14 protein-coding genes are annotated in these 16,050 nt (G+C 61.7%); 4 read left to right on the forward strand and 10 right to left on the reverse strand.

Translation table 11 applies throughout. From position 1 onward, the window contains the following. Positions 1–7: 7 nt before the first annotated feature. From ubiB to ACQ4WQ_RS13240, 10 genes are all read right to left on the reverse strand, one after another. Complete coding sequence (gene ubiB, locus ACQ4WQ_RS13195) at positions 8–1,579, reverse strand: ubiquinone biosynthesis regulatory protein kinase UbiB (protein ID WP_099409261.1); 1,572 nt, start codon at positions 1,577–1,579, stop codon at positions 8–10. Then, positions 1,576–2,214 carry a ubiquinone biosynthesis accessory factor UbiJ gene (locus ACQ4WQ_RS13200; RefSeq protein ID WP_257217999.1) on the reverse strand — a complete coding sequence of 213 codons (639 nt, stop codon included), beginning with the start codon at positions 2,212–2,214 and terminating at the stop codon, positions 1,576–1,578. Before ACQ4WQ_RS13200 ends, ubiB begins: the two co-directional genes overlap by 4 nt. Before the next feature lie 152 nt (positions 2,215–2,366). Beyond that, on the reverse strand, positions 2,367–3,305 hold the full coding sequence (locus ACQ4WQ_RS13205) for a Tim44 domain-containing protein (protein WP_436497655.1): 939 nt from the start codon (positions 3,303–3,305) through the stop codon (positions 2,367–2,369). A 31-nt stretch (positions 3,306–3,336) separates the two neighbouring features. After that, the gene (gene ubiE / locus ACQ4WQ_RS13210; protein WP_034753359.1) at positions 3,337–4,071 is read right to left on the reverse strand and encodes a bifunctional demethylmenaquinone methyltransferase/2-methoxy-6-polyprenyl-1,4-benzoquinol methylase UbiE; all 735 of its coding nucleotides are present in this window, start codon (positions 4,069–4,071) and stop codon (positions 3,337–3,339) included. A gap of 29 nt (positions 4,072–4,100) precedes the next feature. After that, positions 4,101–5,342 (reverse strand): RNA polymerase sigma factor, encoded by a 1,242-nt coding sequence (locus tag ACQ4WQ_RS13215; RefSeq protein WP_436497657.1) that lies wholly within the window; start codon positions 5,340–5,342, stop codon positions 4,101–4,103. A 2-nt stretch (positions 5,343–5,344) separates the two neighbouring features. After that, positions 5,345–5,689, reverse strand: coding sequence for a YciI family protein (locus ACQ4WQ_RS13220; protein ID WP_436497659.1), 345 nt, complete (start codon positions 5,687–5,689; stop codon positions 5,345–5,347). A gap of 97 nt (positions 5,690–5,786) precedes the next feature. Beyond that, positions 5,787–6,239 carry a gamma-butyrobetaine hydroxylase family protein gene (locus ACQ4WQ_RS13225; RefSeq protein WP_326456624.1) on the reverse strand — a complete coding sequence of 151 codons (453 nt, stop codon included), beginning with the start codon at positions 6,237–6,239 and terminating at the stop codon, positions 5,787–5,789. 9 nt (positions 6,240–6,248) lie between these two features. After that, a complete protein-coding gene (locus ACQ4WQ_RS13230; RefSeq protein ID WP_436497661.1) occupies positions 6,249–6,698 on the reverse strand; it encodes an HIT family protein in 450 nt (149 codons plus the stop codon). Next, entirely contained in the window at positions 6,698–10,738 is a 4,041-nt protein-coding gene (locus ACQ4WQ_RS13235) for a DUF3683 domain-containing protein (protein WP_436497663.1), read from the reverse strand. The genes ACQ4WQ_RS13230 and ACQ4WQ_RS13235 overlap by 1 nt, the downstream gene beginning before the upstream one ends. Before the next feature lie 258 nt (positions 10,739–10,996). Next, a complete protein-coding gene (locus ACQ4WQ_RS13240) occupies positions 10,997–11,488 on the reverse strand; it encodes a YqaA family protein (RefSeq protein WP_070221645.1) in 492 nt (163 codons plus the stop codon). A gap of 201 nt (positions 11,489–11,689) precedes the next feature. Between ACQ4WQ_RS13240 and ilvA the strand changes: the two genes are divergently transcribed. From ilvA to hprK, 4 genes are all read left to right on the forward strand, one after another. After that, positions 11,690–13,225 carry a threonine ammonia-lyase, biosynthetic gene (gene ilvA, locus ACQ4WQ_RS13245; RefSeq protein ID WP_436497665.1) on the forward strand — a complete coding sequence of 512 codons (1,536 nt, stop codon included), beginning with the start codon at positions 11,690–11,692 and terminating at the stop codon, positions 13,223–13,225. A gap of 113 nt (positions 13,226–13,338) precedes the next feature. Further along, on the forward strand, positions 13,339–14,181 hold the full coding sequence (queF, locus tag ACQ4WQ_RS13250; protein WP_436497667.1) for an NADPH-dependent 7-cyano-7-deazaguanine reductase QueF: 843 nt from the start codon (positions 13,339–13,341) through the stop codon (positions 14,179–14,181). Positions 14,182–14,514: 333 nt separating this feature from the next. Further along, positions 14,515–14,997, forward strand: a complete 483-nt coding sequence (locus tag ACQ4WQ_RS13255) for a PTS sugar transporter subunit IIA (protein WP_034753339.1) — start codon at positions 14,515–14,517, stop codon at positions 14,995–14,997. Positions 14,998–15,033: 36 nt separating this feature from the next. Continuing rightward, positions 15,034–15,969, forward strand: coding sequence for an HPr(Ser) kinase/phosphatase (gene hprK, locus ACQ4WQ_RS13260; protein WP_034753337.1), 936 nt, complete (start codon positions 15,034–15,036; stop codon positions 15,967–15,969). Positions 15,970–16,050 lie beyond the last annotated feature (81 nt).

Consider the following 16,050-nt stretch of genomic DNA (forward strand, 5'->3'; position numbering starts at 1 on the left):
CAGCCAGTTAAAACGGCAGTTGATGCCAGCGCATGAACACTTGCAAGCCCAGCGCGCCGAGGGCGAAGGCGCCCACGAAGTACACGATAAAGCTCAGCAAGCGGTTCGTCTGGCGTTGCTCCGCCAGCAAGGTTTTCATCAATTCCACGTCGTTTTCGCGCGGTTCGCCATGCACGGTCAAGGCCTGGTGGAGCAAGCGCGGCAGCTGCGGGAAGATGTGCGCATAACGGGGCGCCTCGGCGCGCAGGCGCTCCATGAAGCCTTGCGGCCCCACCTGGTTGCTCATCCATTTTTCCAGGTAGGGCTTTGCCGTTTGCCACAGGTCCAGTTCCGGGTCCAGCTGGCGGCCCAGGCCTTCGATATTGAGCAGGGTCTTTTGCAGCAGCACCAGTTGCGGCTGCACTTCCACGTTGAAGCGGCGCGAGGTCTGGAACAGCCGCAGCAGCACTTGCCCAAAAGAAATATCTTTCAGCGGGCGGTCGAAGATCGGCTCGCAGCAGGCGCGCACGGCCGCTTCCAGCTCGTCGACACGCGTGTCCTTCGGCGCCCAGCCCGATTCGATGTGCGCCTCGGCCACGCGCTTGTAGTCGCGGCGGAAGAAGGCGAGGAAGTTTTGCGACAGATAATCCTTGTCGTAGTCATTCAACGTTCCCACGATGCCGAAGTCGAGCGCGATGTAGCGGCCGAACGAGTCGGGCGCGATCGATACGAGAATATTACCCGGGTGCATATCCGCATGGAAAAAGCCGTCACGGAACACTTGCGTGAAGAAAATTTCCACGCCATCGCTGGAGAGCTTGCGCAAATCGACGCCAGCCGCCACCAGGCGGTCCGTCTGCGACACGGGAATGCCATACATACGTTCCATCACGATGACGCTGCTGGAGCAATAATCCCAGTGCATTTCGGGCACCAGCAGCAAGTCCGAGTTGGCGAAATTGCGGCGCAGCTGGCTGGCATTGGCCGCCTCGCGCATCAGGTCCAGCTCGTCGTGCAGGTATTTGTCGAACTCGCCCACCACCTCTTTCGGTTTCAGGCGTTTGCTGTCGGCCCACAGGCGGCTGGTCCAGTCGGCGGCGATGTGCATCAGGGCCACGTCTTCGTCGATCAGCTTTTTCATGCCTGGACGCAAGACCTTCACGGCCACTTCGCGGCCGTCTTTCAAGGTGGCGAAGTGCACCTGGGCAATGGATGCGGACGCCACCGGCTCGCGCTCGAAACGGGCAAACAATTGATCCGGATGCGCGCCCAGCGACTTGGTGATTTGCGCGATGGCCAGGTCGGAATCGAAGGGCGGCACGCGGTCTTGCAGGCGCGCCAGCTCTTCGGCGATGTCGGGCGGCATCAGGTCGCGCCGGGTCGACAGCACCTGGCCGAACTTGACGAAAATCGGACCCAGCTCCTCCAGCGCCAGGCGCAAGCGCAAGCCCCGTGGCGACGACAGGTCGCGCCAGAAAATCAGGGTGTCGATCAATTTGGCGGTGCGGGGAACTTGCAGACCAGAAATCGCTATCTCATCCAGACCGTACTTGATGGAAACACGGATGATTTTAAACAGGCGCAGGAATTTCAATATCATGTAGACAAATCCGGTGAGGAGGACTGCGGCTGGACGGCGGCGGCCGCCTTTTCCAGCCGGGCAAGACGCTTGGCCAGGCGTTCGACGTCATCGCGCACGCGCGTCACGCCAGCGGAATACTCTTGCAGGGTAGAAGGACGGATCAGCATGGGCTGTTCATCGAGAAAATATTCAGCCACGTTTTCCGCCAGCTTTTGCTGGCCCGTGCGCACGAAGGCGGCAGCATCTTTCGCACCGGAAACAAGGCGCGTGGCCAGCATGGGACCGACGACCTTTTCCAGGTCGTGCTCGGCTTCCCAGCGCAAGCCCTTGCTCAATTGCGAAATCGCATTGGCAAACTCGGCATCGCCTTCGATCTTGACGTAGGAAAACGCCCGCTCGCGGTTTTGCAGGATCAGCGGCACATCGGACAATTTGACGCGGATGGTGACGTTGGCCGGCATGTCGGCCGGCGCTGCCTCCAGCATGCCTGCGCTGTCGACGCGCAGGCGCAGGGCCACGGCGCCGGTGTCGATGCAGGCCAGCTTGCCGGCGTGCACGGCCAGTTGCTGGCGCGCCCACGGTTCCTGCGCCAGCAGGTGGTTGATGGTCGCGATGACGGGCGTCATCAGGGAGAGATCGGAAAGTGGTGCCATCTATATACTGCGCGCCGCGCGCGCCCCCAAAAAGAAAAAACCGCCCATCAAACAAGGTGGGCGGTTTCGATCTTACCAGTTCAGCAGGAAATATCTGTTAAGCATCATGCATTCCGCATGGACTTAAGCCATTATTCAGCAAGTTTTTACAATTAATTCAATTGCTGGATGCCTGCCAAGACCCAGCCGCTGTTGCCACTAACGGGTTTCGACATATTCCACACTTCCGCGAACGGCTCGGCCGCCGCGCCCGGCGCCGAACGGATCAGGCCCGTAAACTTCACGCTGGCCAGGTAATCGTTGACGCTCGTCTCGATACCGAGCAGTTCGGCATCGATGGTGACGACGTCCGTAAAGTCCGGCTGCGCGCCCCGCTCCTGGATTTGCATGCGCAGTTCCGCATACACTTCCGGCGACGTGAATTCGCGGATATCGTTAACGTCGGCCTTGTCCCAGGCCGCTTGCAGGCGAATGAAATTGCTTTTTGCGTGGCGCAGGAAGGCTTCCTTGTCGAAGTCGCTTGGCACGCCCCATGGCGCGGCAGCCGGTGCCGGCTTGTCCAGGCCGACGCCGGACGAGACGGGTTGCAGCGGCGGCAGCGGCGGGATGTGCGAACCGATGTCGGGCACGTTGCCGGCCGGCGCAGGCTGGTTGCCGAAACCGGCGAACGGCGCATTGCCGGCGTTAGTATCGCGCTTGCCGCGCACCATGCGGTAGATGAAGAAAGCCACGCCAGCGAGCAAAGCCACCATCAGCAGGGTGCTGATCATGCTGGCCAGGGCGCCGCCCAGGCCGAAATGCGACAACAAGGCGCCCAGGCCCAAGCCCAGCAAGGCGCCGCCCAGCAAGCCCTTCCAGCGGCTCGGCGCCTTGGCGGCGGGTGCCGGTGCGGGGGCAGGAGCCGGTTGCGCCTGGCGTGGCGCGGCGGCCGGCGCCGGGGTTGGCGCCGGTGCAGGCGCCTGACGGCCCACGTTTTGCGACTGGCGGCCAAACGAACGGCCACCGCCCATGGGACGGGCCAGCGCCTCGCCCAGCATGGATACCGTGGTCGCGGCCAGCATCATGCCGACCATAAATTTCTTCAATTTCATTCCATCTCCTAAAATCACCGGCAAGGGTGAGTTACATCTTGATGCCGGTATGCAAAGCGGCTATGCCTGCCGTCAAATTGTAGTACTGCACGCGCTCCAGGCCCGCCGTTTCCATCATGGTCTTCAGCGTCTCCTGGTCCGGGTGCATGCGAATCGATTCTGCCAGGTAGCGATAGCTTTCCGCGTCGCCGGCGATCTTCTGTCCGAACCACGGCAAGACCGAGAACGAATACAGGTCGTACGGCTTTTGCAGCGGTGCCGCCACCTTGGAAAACTCCAGCACCAGCAGCTTGCCGCCCGGTTTCAGCACGCGGCGCATTTCCGCCAGCGCCACGTCCTTGTGCGTCATGTTGCGCAAGCCAAAGGCCACGCTGACACGGTCGAAATAGTTATCGGGGAATGGCAGTTTTTCCGCGTCACACAACAAGGTGGGGGTGAGCAAGCCGCGATTCAAGAGGCGGTCGCGGCCCACGCGCAACATCGACTCATTGATATCGGTCAGCCAGACTTCGCCCGTAGGACCCGCCTGCTTGGCGAACGCCTTCGACAGGTCGCCCGTGCCGCCGGCGATGTCGAGCACCTTGAAGCCGGGGCGCACGCCCGCGTTGGCAATGGTAAACGTCTTCCACAGACGGTGCAGCCCGCCCGACATCAAGTCGTTCATCACGTCGTATTTGGCAGCGACGGAATGGAACACCTTGGCGACTTCGCGCACTTTGTCGTCTTCTGCAACTGTTTTGTATCCGAAATGGGTCGTATTGGTCATGGTAGGCAGTCTGTTTGAACTTGCATGCATTATACAAGCGGCAGGCGCATTTCCCCGTGACGCCGGAGAAGGTATTGCCTTTCCACTGCATTCGAAGCCAGCATGGCCGCCCGCGCATACGCCGCCAGCGCCCCTGGCCGGTCGCCCTGGCGGCGCAGCAAGTCGGCTCTGGCCGCGTGCAGATAATGCGAGTTGGCAAGGCTGGGCACGGTTTCCAGCCGCTTCAGCCACGTCAGCCCGTGTTCAGCGCCATGCGCCATGGCGCAGGCGATCACGGCATTGAGCAAGATCATGGGCTCCGGCTTGTGCCGCAGCAAGGCGCCATACAGGGCGCTGATCTGGCGCCAGTCCGTCGCGCTGGCCGTGGGCGCTTGCGCGTGCAAGGCGGCAATGGCGGCCTGCAGCTGATACGGCCCTGGCGCGCGCGCCGGCAAGGCCAGCGCCAGCGCGGCCAGCCCCTCGGCAATCAGGCCGTCATCCCACAGGCGCCGGTCCTGCTCTTCCAGGGTCAGCAGTTCACCGCCTGGCGAGAGCCGGGCCGGGCCGCGCGACGCCTGCAGCAGCATCAGGGCCAATAGGTCCTGCACTTCCGGCTGGCCGGGCTGCAGGCTGTCAAGCAGCCGTCCCAGGCGCAGCGCTTCCGCGCACAGGTCCGCGCGCAGCAACGTGTCGCCGCCGCTGGCGCAATAGCCTTCGCTGAACACCAGGTAAATCACGTGCAGCACTTGCGCCAGCCTCGGCTGCAGCTCTTGTTCCTGCGGCAACTCGAAAGGGATGCGCGCTTCGGCGATCTTGCGCTTGGCACGCAACAAGCGCTGCGACAGGGCCGCTTCCGCCACGGCGAAGGCGCGGGCGATTTCGGCCGTGGACAGGCCACACAGGGTGCGCAGGGCCAGCGCCACCTGCGCCTCGGGCGCCAGCGCGGGATGGCAGCAGATGAACAGCAGCCGCAAACGGTCGTCCCCGATGGCGTGCGGCTCATCCATCACGGATGCAGGCAGGCGCGCCAGCACGGCCTCGGCATCGGTGACGCTCTTGCCCGCCCGGCGCACGTGGTCGAGAGCCGCGTTGCGCGCCACGGCACTGAGCCAGGCGGCGGGATTGGACGGGATGCCCGCCTGCGGCCACAGTTCCAGGGCCTTGCGGCACGCTTCCTGCAGCACATCTTCCGCCAGGCCCAGGTCGCCGAAACGCCGCATCAGGCCGGCCAGCACCCTGCCCTTTTCCTGGCGAAAGACGTGCTCGACGGCCGCAATGGCGTCGCCGTCCATGCTCACGCCGTGACGGGCCGCACTTCGATCGTGCCCAGGGATGCCGCCGGACAACGCCCGGCCCAGGCCAGCGCCTCGTCCAGGTTGGCGCAGTCCAGCAGATAGTAGCCGCCCAGCTGCTCCTTGGTTTCCGCGAACGGCCCATCCGTGATGACAGGCTTGCCATTTTGCACACGCACGCTGGTGGCGCTGCCCACCGGCGCCAGCTCGGCCCCGCCGCGCAGCACGCCGGCCGCTTCCAGCGCCTGCGTGTAGCTGGCAAAGTCGGCCATCAGGCTGGTCATCTGGCCCTCTGTCATGGCTTCGTAGTGCGCCTCGTCGGCGTAGATCAGGATCATGTATTCCATAGCCTCTTCTCCAAAAGAAAAATGCCCGCAAGCGCGGGCATTCATACGACGAACGGGGCGGCGGCAATCCGACAAGATTACCGCATTATTTTTCAGCTTAGTGTTTGTGCCCGCAACTGGGACCGTGGACGTGGCCGCCGGAAGATTGCTTGACCGTCATGTCGGCCTTGGCGTCGCGGCCGCTGTCGCCCGGGTAGCCGGCTGCCGCCAGCTGGTCAAGGTAGGCTTGCCACAGTTTGTCCTTTTCCGCGCCCAGCTTGTACAGATAAGCCCAGGTGTACAGACCCGAATTGTGGCCGTCGCTGAAGGTAGGCTGCACGGCGTAGTTGCCGACGGGCTCGATGCCAGTGATGCCGACCAGGCGTTTGCCTAATTGCAAGGTTTCCTGTCCCTTGCCATGGCCCTGCACTTCGGCCGATGGCGAGTACACGCGCAGGTATTCGAACGGCAGCGCAAATGTGTTGCCATCATCGAAAGCCACGTCGAGCACGCGCGACTGGTTGTGCACGGTCAAGCCGGTCGGTTGGGGTGTTGCTGTTTTTTCGGTCATGACAATACTTTATGCGGATAAACGTTGAATGATGGCCTCGCGCAAGGCCGGCAACAGGGCGCGGCGCGCGGCCAGCACCTCGGGCGCCGTCTCGCGCTGCACGACCGCCCAGCTCGGGTGCGGGAAATGCGCGTCGTCGCGGTAGCGGGGAATCACGTGCCAGTGCACATGCGGCGTCATGTTGCCGAAACTGGCCACATTGACCTTTTCCGGCTGCATCACTTCGCGCACGGCCAGCTCGACCTGCCACACGACTTCCATCACGTAATTGCGCTCGCCGGGCGTCAAATCCGTCATTTCCTTCACGTGCTTGTTCCAGATCACGCGGCAAAAGCCGGGGTAGCTTGGGTCGTCGACGGCCACCACGGACAGGCGCTCGCTGCGCCACAGCAAGGCCTCACAGCCCTGCTTCTTGGCAAAACCATCGAGCAACTGACACAGATCGCAAGGCGTGGACATTACACGAGCACCCGTTCGATGCCACCGTCATTGGCGCGTTTCACGTAATCCGGCATCCAGTTCTCTCCCAGCAAGTGTTTGGCGATCTCGACGACGATGTAATCGGCCGTCGTGCCCGAATCGTCATTGTAGCGCGACAAGCCTTGCAGGCACGACGGGCAGCTGGTGAGGATTTTGACGTCGCCCGTGAAACCGTCGCCGCGCAGCTTGTCGGCGCCCTTGACCATTTCTTCTTCCTTGCGGAAACGCACTTGCGTGGAAATGTCAGGGCGCGTGACGGCCAGCGAGCCCGATTCGCCGCAGCAACGGTCATTCTTCTCGATCTTCACGTTATCCACCGTGCTGATCAGGGAGTTGATCGTCTTGCCCGATTCCTGCAGCTTCATCGGATTGTGGCATGGCTCGTGGTACATATAACGGGTGCCGTTCACGCCTCCCAGCTTGACGTTTTTCTCCAGCAAATACTCATGGATATCCATGATGCGGCAGCCAGGGAAAATCTTTTCAAACTGATACGTTGCCAGCTGGTCATAGCAGGTGCCGCAGGACACCAGCACCGTCTTGATGTCCAGGTAATTGAGCGTGTTGGCCATGCGGTGGAACAGGACGCGGTTGTCCGTCATCATCTTCTCGGCCTTGTCGAACTCGCCCGCGCCCCGCTGCGGATAACCGCAGCACAGGTAGCCAGGCGGCAAGACCGTCTGCACGCCCACTTCCCACAGCATCGCCTGCGTGGCCAGGCCCACTTGCGAGAACAAACGTTCCGAACCGCAGCCGGGGAAGTAGAACACGGCTTCCGTATCGGCCGTCGTCGTCTTCGGATTGCGGATGATCGGGATGACCTTGTCGTCTTCGATGTCGAGCAGCGCGCGCGCCGATTTCTTCGGCAGATTGCCCGGCATCTTCTTGTTGATGAAGTGGATCACCTGCGCCTTGACGGGCGGCTTGCCCGTCGATGGCGGCGGCGCCTTGGTTTGCTTCTTGGCAAATTTCTTCAGCAAATCGTGGCCCAGGCGCTGCGCCTTGTACCCCCAGCCGATCATGACCTTGCGCGTGGCGTTGATGGTCACGGGATCGGTGGCGTTGAGGAACATCATCGTCGCCTTGGTGCCCGGATTAAAGCTCTTCTTGTCCATCTTGCGCAGCAAATTGCGCATGTTCATCGACACGTCGCCGAAGTCGATGTTCACCGGGCAAGGCGTCACGCATTTATGGCAGACCGTGCAGTGGTCGGCCACGTCCTCGAACTCTTCCCAATGCTTGATGGAAATGCCTCGGCGCGTCTGCTCTTCGTACAGAAAGGCTTCGATCAGGGACGAGGTCGCCAGGATCTTGTCGCGCGGCGAGTACAGCAAGTTGGCACGCGGCACGTGGGTCGAGCACACAGGTTTGCACTTGCCGCAACGCAAGCAATCCTTGACGCTGTCGGCGATGGCGCCGATATCGCTTTGCTGCATGATCAGCGACTCGTGGCCCATCAGGCCGAACGATGGCGTGTAGGCATTGCGCAAGTCGGCGCCCATGCCCGGCAGGTTCAGCAGTTTGCCCTTGTTGAAACGGCCTTCCGGATCGATGCGCTGCTTGTAGCTGCGGAACTCGCCGATCTCTTCTTCCGTCAAAAATTCCAGCTTGGTGATGCCGATACCGTGCTCGCCGGAAATCACGCCATTGAGCGAACGGGCCAGGATCATGATGCGGCCCACGGCTTCGTGGGCGTCCTGCAGCATTTCGTAATTGTCCGAGTTGACGGGCAAGTTCGTGTGCACGTTGCCATCGCCCGCATGCATGTGCAGCGCGACGAACACGCGCGAACGCAGGATGCGCGCATGGATGGCGGTGGCCTCGTCGAGGATCAGTTTGAAGGCGGCGCCGTTGAAGATCTGGCGCAGCTGGGCGCGGATTTCCTGCTTCCAGGTAATGCGCACGGTGCGGTCCTGCACCACGTCGAACAGGGTGGCGTTCGGCTGCGTTTCCAGGCGTGCATCGAACACGGGCAGCAAACGCTCCATGCCCAGTTCGGCCAGTTCGCCCTTCACGTCGACCAGCGGACGGTCCAGCTGGGCCAGCAGATAGGTCCAGCGTGCCGTCACTTGCGCCAGCAACTGCTGCGCCTGCTCGGCGCGGTCGCCCAGCATTTCAGCGTCGTCCACGCGGTCATCCGACGCATCGTCGCTCTTGCCGATTGGCAAGTTACCCTTGGCAAAGAATTCGCTGAGGGCGTCGGCCAGTTGCAGCTTGTTCTTGATCGACAGCTCGATATTGATGCGTTCGATGCCATCCGTGTATTCGCCCATGCGGTTCAGGGGAATGACGACGTCTTCATTGATTTTAAAAGCGTTCGTGTGCTTGGCGATCGCCGCCGTGCGGGCACGGTCGAGCCAGAATTTCTTGCGCGCTTCGGGGCTGACGGCAACAAAACCTTCACCCACGCGGGTGTTGGCGATGCGCACCACTTCCGACGCCGCTTGCGCGACGGCGTTTTCATCGTCGCCGACGATGTCGCCGAACAGGGCCATCTTCGGCAGCACGCCCCGCTTCGACTTGGTGGCGTAGCCGACGGCGCGCAGATAGCGCTCGTCCAGGTGCTCGAGGCCCGCCAGGCGGATGCTCGTGTATTGCTCGCCTTTCGCCGGCAAGCCATCGAGGTAATCCTTGATTTCCACGATCGACGGAATCGCGTCGCGCGCCTGGCCGAAGAATTCCAGGCAGACGGTGCGGGCGAACTTCGGCATCTTGTGCAGAATCCAGCGCGCCGAGGTGATCAGGCCGTCGCAGCCTTCTTTCTGAATGCCCGGCAAGCCGGCGAGGAATTTGTCCGTCACGTCCTTGCCCAGGCCTTCCTTGCGGAATTTGCGGCCAGGAATTTCCAGGATTTCCGTCTTGAACGGTGCGTTCGGCTTCGTCGCGTCGCGCGTGCTCGGGTGACGCCATTCCAGCTGGAAGCGCGCCAGCGCGATATCGTGGATCTTGCCCAGGTTATGGTCGAGGCGCGTGACGTCGAGCCAGTCGCCGTTCGGGTCGACCATGCGCCACGACGCCAGGTTATCGAGCGCCGTGCCCCACAGCACGGCCTTCTTGCCGCCCGCATTCATGGCGACGTTGCCGCCGATGCAAGAGGCATGCGCCGAGGTCGGGTCGACGGCAAACACGAAACCGGCCTTTTCCGCCGCTTCCGAGACCTTGTTCGTGATCACGCCCGCGCCCGAATTGATCGTCGCGTATTCGTGCGTGAGGCCCGGCAAGACCGTCATTTCCACGGCGCCCAGGGTGATGAGTTTTTCCGTGTTGATGACGGCCGACATCGGCGTCAATGGAATCGCGCCACCCGTGTAGCCGGTGCCGCCGCCGCGCGGGATGATGGTCAGCCCCAGCTCGATACAGCCTTTGACCAGGCCGGCCATTTCCTCTTCCGTGTCGGGCGTGAGCACGACGAACGGGTATTCCACGCGCCAGTCGGTGGCGTCCGTCACGTGCGACACGCGCGTCATGCCGTCGAAGCGCACATTGTGTTTTTCCGTGTAGCGGCCCAGCACCTTGACCGTGCGCTTGCGCAAGTCGTAGGTCTTGCGGAATTCGTCGCCAAAATCGGCCACGGCCTTGCTGGCAGCCTTGAGCAGCAGTTCGACGTTATGGCTGCGCGCCTGCGCCACTTCCGGCGTTTCGCCACTGGCGGCCACGTCGCCGCCGGCCGCATCGATGGACAGGCGGCGCTTGTCGACTTCGGCCAGGCGATGATGCAAGGCATCGATCAAGCCCTGGCGGCGCTTCGGATTGTCGAGCAAGTCATCCTGCAGATACGGGTTGCGGCGCACGACCCAGATATCGCCCAGCACCTCGTACAGCATGCGGGCCGAACGGCCCGTCTGGCGGGCGCCGCGCAGCTCGTCGAGCAGGCGCCAGGAGTCCTCCCCCAACAGGCGTATGACGATCTCGCGATCGGAAAACGACGTGTAGTTATACGGGATTTCGCGCAGGCGGCTTGCTGCGGGACCATTCGGCGTTTCTGCCAGTAAAGCTTGGATATGTGCGGGAGCGTTCATGGAGTGTGGTGACGATGTGGACTGGACCCTAAAGACCCATTTTATCTTATTGCGCCGCACCATGCGGGAACAGCCTTAGGCAGCCTAAGGTTTAAGCAGCACACCGGCCGCCATAGCAAATATGGAAAAGCCTACCTTTACATGAATAAAAAACCAGGTTCCATGATTTTTTGACGCAAAAATGCCAAGAATCGGACTCTGCTGCGAACTATCGAACTGCCCAAAAATGGGGCAAACGGGCGTTGCAGGTAGTCCCATTCAGGCCAGCATCTGGCCAATCCGGTGCCATACGCCATCGGGCACGTAGAGCAGCAAGCCCGTCATGGTCAGGTAGCGCGCGCACTTGCCGATGGCCATGTAGGCCACGCTGGGCCAGAACGGCAGCTTGAGCCAGCCGGCCAGGGTGCACAGGGGGTCGCCCACGAGGGGCAGCCAGGCCAGCAGCATGGTCTTGGCGCCATAGCGAGCCAGCCAGCGGAACCAGCGCGTGTCGCGCTCCTTGGCGAACGCCTGCTTGGCCCGGTAGCCCATCCAGTAGTCGACGATGCCGCCCAGGGTATTGCCCAGGGTGGCGACGCCGATGGCGGCCCAGAACAGCGCGGGATTGGCCTTGATGACGGCAAACACGGCCGGCTCCGAGCCGAGCGGCAAGAGGGTAGCGGAAATAAAGCTGATCAGAAAGACCGATGTCAGCCCGACTTCCGGTGCTGCGATCAGCTGCAGCAGCCAGGCGATTGCGGATTCGATCATGGAACACTTCGCGATGCGGTAAGGCTCTCCATTATAATGAAGAGCAGCCTGGGCGCCGCACACATCGCGCCGGCTGGCAAAGGCAGACCCGCCCGCAGTTCCACAGAGCATTATTGTCGCCAGGCTATCCGCCGCCGCGCCGCCGCTATCGACAGACACGCTCCAGACCCTTTCTGGCCCAGAATCACTTGCTTGCAGACTATGAACATCGACTACCTCAAGAAAATCCTGACCGCCCGCGTCTATGACGTCGCCACCGAAACGCCGCTGGAACTGGCCCCAGCCCTGTCGCAGCGCCTGAACAACCAGATTTACTTCAAGCGCGAAGACATGCAAAGCGTGTTCAGCTTCAAGATTCGCGGCGCCTACAACAAGATGTCCAAGCTCAGCGAAGCGGAACGCAAGCGCGGCGTGATTTGCGCCTCGGCCGGCAACCATGCCCAGGGCGTGGCCCTGTCTGCCGCCCGCATGAGTTGCCGCGCCGTCATCGTCATGCCGACCACCACGCCGCTGGTGAAGGTCGAGGCGGTCAAGGGGCGCGGCGGCGTGAACGTGGAAGTGGTGCTGCACGGCGAGTCGTACACGGATGCCTACAACCATGCGCTGACCCTGGAAAAGGAACAGAAGCTGACCTTCGTGCACCCGTTCGACGACCCGGACGTGATCGCCGGCCAGGGCACGATCGGCATGGAAATCCTGCGCCAGCACGCCGGCCCCATCCACGCCATCTTCGCGCCCATCGGCGGCGGCGGCCTGATCGCCGGCATTGCCGCCTACGTAAAACAGATTCGCCCCGACATCAAGATCATCGGCGTGCAAAGCGTCGACTCGAACGCCATGGCCCGCTCGCTGAAGGCGGGCGAGCGCGTGACCTTGAACGACGTGGGCCTGTTTGCCGATGGCACGGCCGTGCGCCTGGCCGGCGAGGAAACCTTCCGCCTGGTGCAGGCGTATGTCGATGAAATCATCACGGTCGACACGGACGCCATCTGCGCCGCCATCAAGGACGTATTTACGGATACGCGCAGCATTCTGGAACCGTCCGGCGCGCTGGCCATCGCGGGCGCCAAGGCCTATGTGGAGCGGGCCAGCCTGACCAAGCACCCCGTCAACAATGAAACCCTGGTCACCATCGCCAGCGGCGCGAACATGAATTTCGACCGGCTGCGTTTTGTGGCGGAACGGGCAGAACTGGGCGAATTCCGCGAAGCCGTGTTCGCCGTCACCATGCGCGAACAGCGGGGCAGCTTCAAGCGTTTCTGCTCACTCATCGGCGCGCGCAACGTGACGGAATTTAATTACCGCATCAGCGATGAAAAAGCGGCGCACGTGTTCGTCGGCATCCAGATTGCCGACCGGCATGAGTCCAGCGTGCTGGCGAAGACGTTCGAAGAACATGAATTCAAGACCCTCGACCTGACGCACGACGAGCTGGCCAAGTCGCACATCCGCCACCTGGTGGGCGGCAAGAGCCGGCTGGCGCAGGACGAGCTGCTGTACCGCTTCGAATTCCCCGAACGCCCGGGCGCGCTGATGCGCTTCCTCGACAGCATGGCGCCGAACTGGAATATTTCCCTGTGCCATTACCGCAGCCAGGGCGGCGACGTGGGCCGCATCCTGATCGGCCTGCAAGTGCCGCCCGATGAAATGGAAGAGTTTGCCCGCTTCCTCGATACCCTGGGGTACCGCTACTGGGATGAGAGCAGCAATCCTGTGTATAAACTGTTCCTGGGGTAATAAGCCCAACTGCAAATACTGGGGTCGTACCCTGCAGGGTACGACCCCAGCCGTCGCCGTTGGGTTGAAATAAGCTACCATTCACCCTTCACAGAATTTGTAGCCCCACGACCATGACCACCACCAACGACCTCGCCGAACAATCTCCCCTCGGCAAAAGCTCCGCCTACCGCACCGATTACGCGCCGGAATTGCTGTTTCCGATTCCGCGCCAGGGCAAGCGCGACGAGCTGGAATTGCGCGGCACCCTGCCGTTCTTCGGCCTCGACATCTGGAATGCGTATGAACTGTCGTGGCTGAACCAGCGCGGCAAGCCGCAGGTGGCCATCGCCAAGGTCAGCGCACCGGCCGATTCGCCCAACATCATCGAATCGAAGTCGTTCAAGCTGTACCTGAACTCGTTCAACCAGACCAAACTGGACAGCCCGGATGCCTTGCTGGCCCTGCTGAAACAGGATTTGTCTAACGGTTTCGGCGCGCCCGTGCAGGTGGAACTGACCTTGCAGGAAGATTTCGGCAAGCTCAAGATGGGCGAGTTCGACGGCGTGCTGCTCGACCGCCTGGACCTGGAAATCACGCAATATACGCCCTCGCCGCTGCTGTTGAAGGCGGCGCTCGATGAAGCGCCCGTGGAAGAAAAACTCGTCTCGCACCTGCTCAAATCGAATTGCCTGGTGACGGGCCAGCCCGACTGGGGCAGCGTGCAGATCGCGTATGCGGGACCGCAGATCGATCAGGAAAGCCTGTTGCGCTACCTGATCGGTTTCCGCGAGCACAATGAGTTCCACGAGCAATGCGTGGAGCGCATCTTTGTCGATATCTTGCGTCAGTGCAAGCCGCAAAAACTGTCCGTGTATGCGCGCTATACGCGCCGCGGCGGCCTCGACATCAATCCCTGGCGCAGCAACTTCAGCACGGGAGCGATGCCGGGCAATCTGCGCAATGCGCGCCAGTAACACCAAGCAACACGACAAAACCATGCCAACAGGAATGTTGGCTGTGTTTTAAAACAACGTTGCAGTAATGCCGCAGAGCATGTCAAAGACGCTGAAAAATCGGAAAAACGGCATTCTGCGGCGGAAAAACCGGCGCGCCGCGTGTTTTTAATCAAGAAATAGCCGATACGCGCCGATGTTATTTTTTTGCTAAAATGATGGCCACATGGGCTATAGCGCCCACTGCGCCCGCAGCGGGCGTATACTGTTGAGAATTGGCGTTACAGGCCGCGAAAACAGGCCTATAATTCGGCTCGCAAGCCCTCTGCGCATTGCACCATTTCATTGAGTGTCATGACTAATCTTAGCAAAATCTTATCCCTCGAAAACGTCCTCCTGGACCTGGAAGTCTCCAGCAAGAAGCGCGCTTTCGAGCAAGCCGGCCTGATCTTCGAAAACAATTACGGCATCGCCCGCTCTACCGTCTCGGACAATCTGTTTGCCCGCGAACGCCTGGGCTCGACTGGTCTGGGTCATGGCGTGGCCGTGCCGCATGGCAGGGTCAAGGGCAGCAAGACCTTGAAATCGCCGCTGGGCGCCTTCGTGCGCCTGGCCGAGCCGATTCCGTTCGAGTCGCCTGATGGCAAGCCCGTCAATCTGCTGTTTTTCCTGCTGATTCCGGATCATGTCACCCAGCAACATCTGGAAATCCTGTCGGAAATCGCCGAAATGTTTTCCGATGACGCCTTCCGCACGGCACTGGCCACGGATCCGGAACCGAAATCCGTGCATTCGCGCATCGTCAATTGGCAACCCAGTCTGCAAGCGGCGGGTTAAACTTCAGGTATTCCTCCACTCCTGAAGAAGACTGCCATGTTGCAAACGCCGCTGACGATACAACGCCTGTACGACGATAATCGTGAAAGTCTGCAACTGGGCTGGTTCGCCGGCTTCCCCGGCGGCGAGCGCCTGATCTCGGGCGACGTCTCGTCGGCCGCCGACCAGGTGGGCCACTTGAACCTGATCCATCCGGGCCGCATCCAGGTCTTTGGCCACCAGGAAATCAATTACTACCAGCGCCTGAAGGTCAACACGCGCACCCACGTGATCGGCGAACTGATCGCCGGCGGTCCGCCCGCGCTGATCATCGCGCAGGGGCTGGAAACGCCGCCCGACATTCTCGCCATCTGCGACGAGCAAAACATTCCCCTGTTCTCCACCCCGCTGCCGGCCGCGCAAGTGATCGATTTCCTGCGCGTTTACCTGTCGAAAAAACTGGCGCAGCGCATCATCATGCATGGCGTGTTCATGGACGTGCTGGGCGTGGGCGTGCTGATCACGGGCGACTCGGGCCTGGGTAAAAGCGAGCTGGGGCTGGAGCTGATCTCGCGCAGCCACGGCCTGGTGGCCGACGACGCCGTCGAATTCTCGCGTATTGCGCCCAACATGATCGAAGGGCGCTGCCCGCCCCTGCTGCAAAACCTGCTGGAAGTGCGGGGCCTGGGTTTACTCGACATCAAGGCCATCTTTGGCGAAACGGCCGTGCGCCGCAAGATGCGCTTGAAATTGATCGTCCACCTGGTGCGCCGCAACGCGCTGGAAGAAGAAGTCGAACGCCTGCCCTTCCTGTTCCCCACGGAAGACGTGCTGGGCTTGCCCGTGCGCAAGGTCGTCATCCCCGTCGCCGCCGGCCGCAACATCGCCGTGCTGCTGGAAGCGGCCGTGCGCAACACGATCCTGCAGCTGCGCGGCATCGATACCTTGCAGGAGTTCATGGAGCGGCAACGCCTCGCCATGAGTGGCGATTAACGTAGGTCGGATTAGCGGGGCGAGGCCCTGCGTAATCCGACGACAATGTTGGCGCATGCAGCAAAGAAATACCACAGTCCA

The organism is Janthinobacterium goodfellowi, from assembly GCF_051380695.1.
Taxonomy (GTDB): domain Bacteria; phylum Pseudomonadota; class Gammaproteobacteria; order Burkholderiales; family Burkholderiaceae_D; genus Janthinobacterium.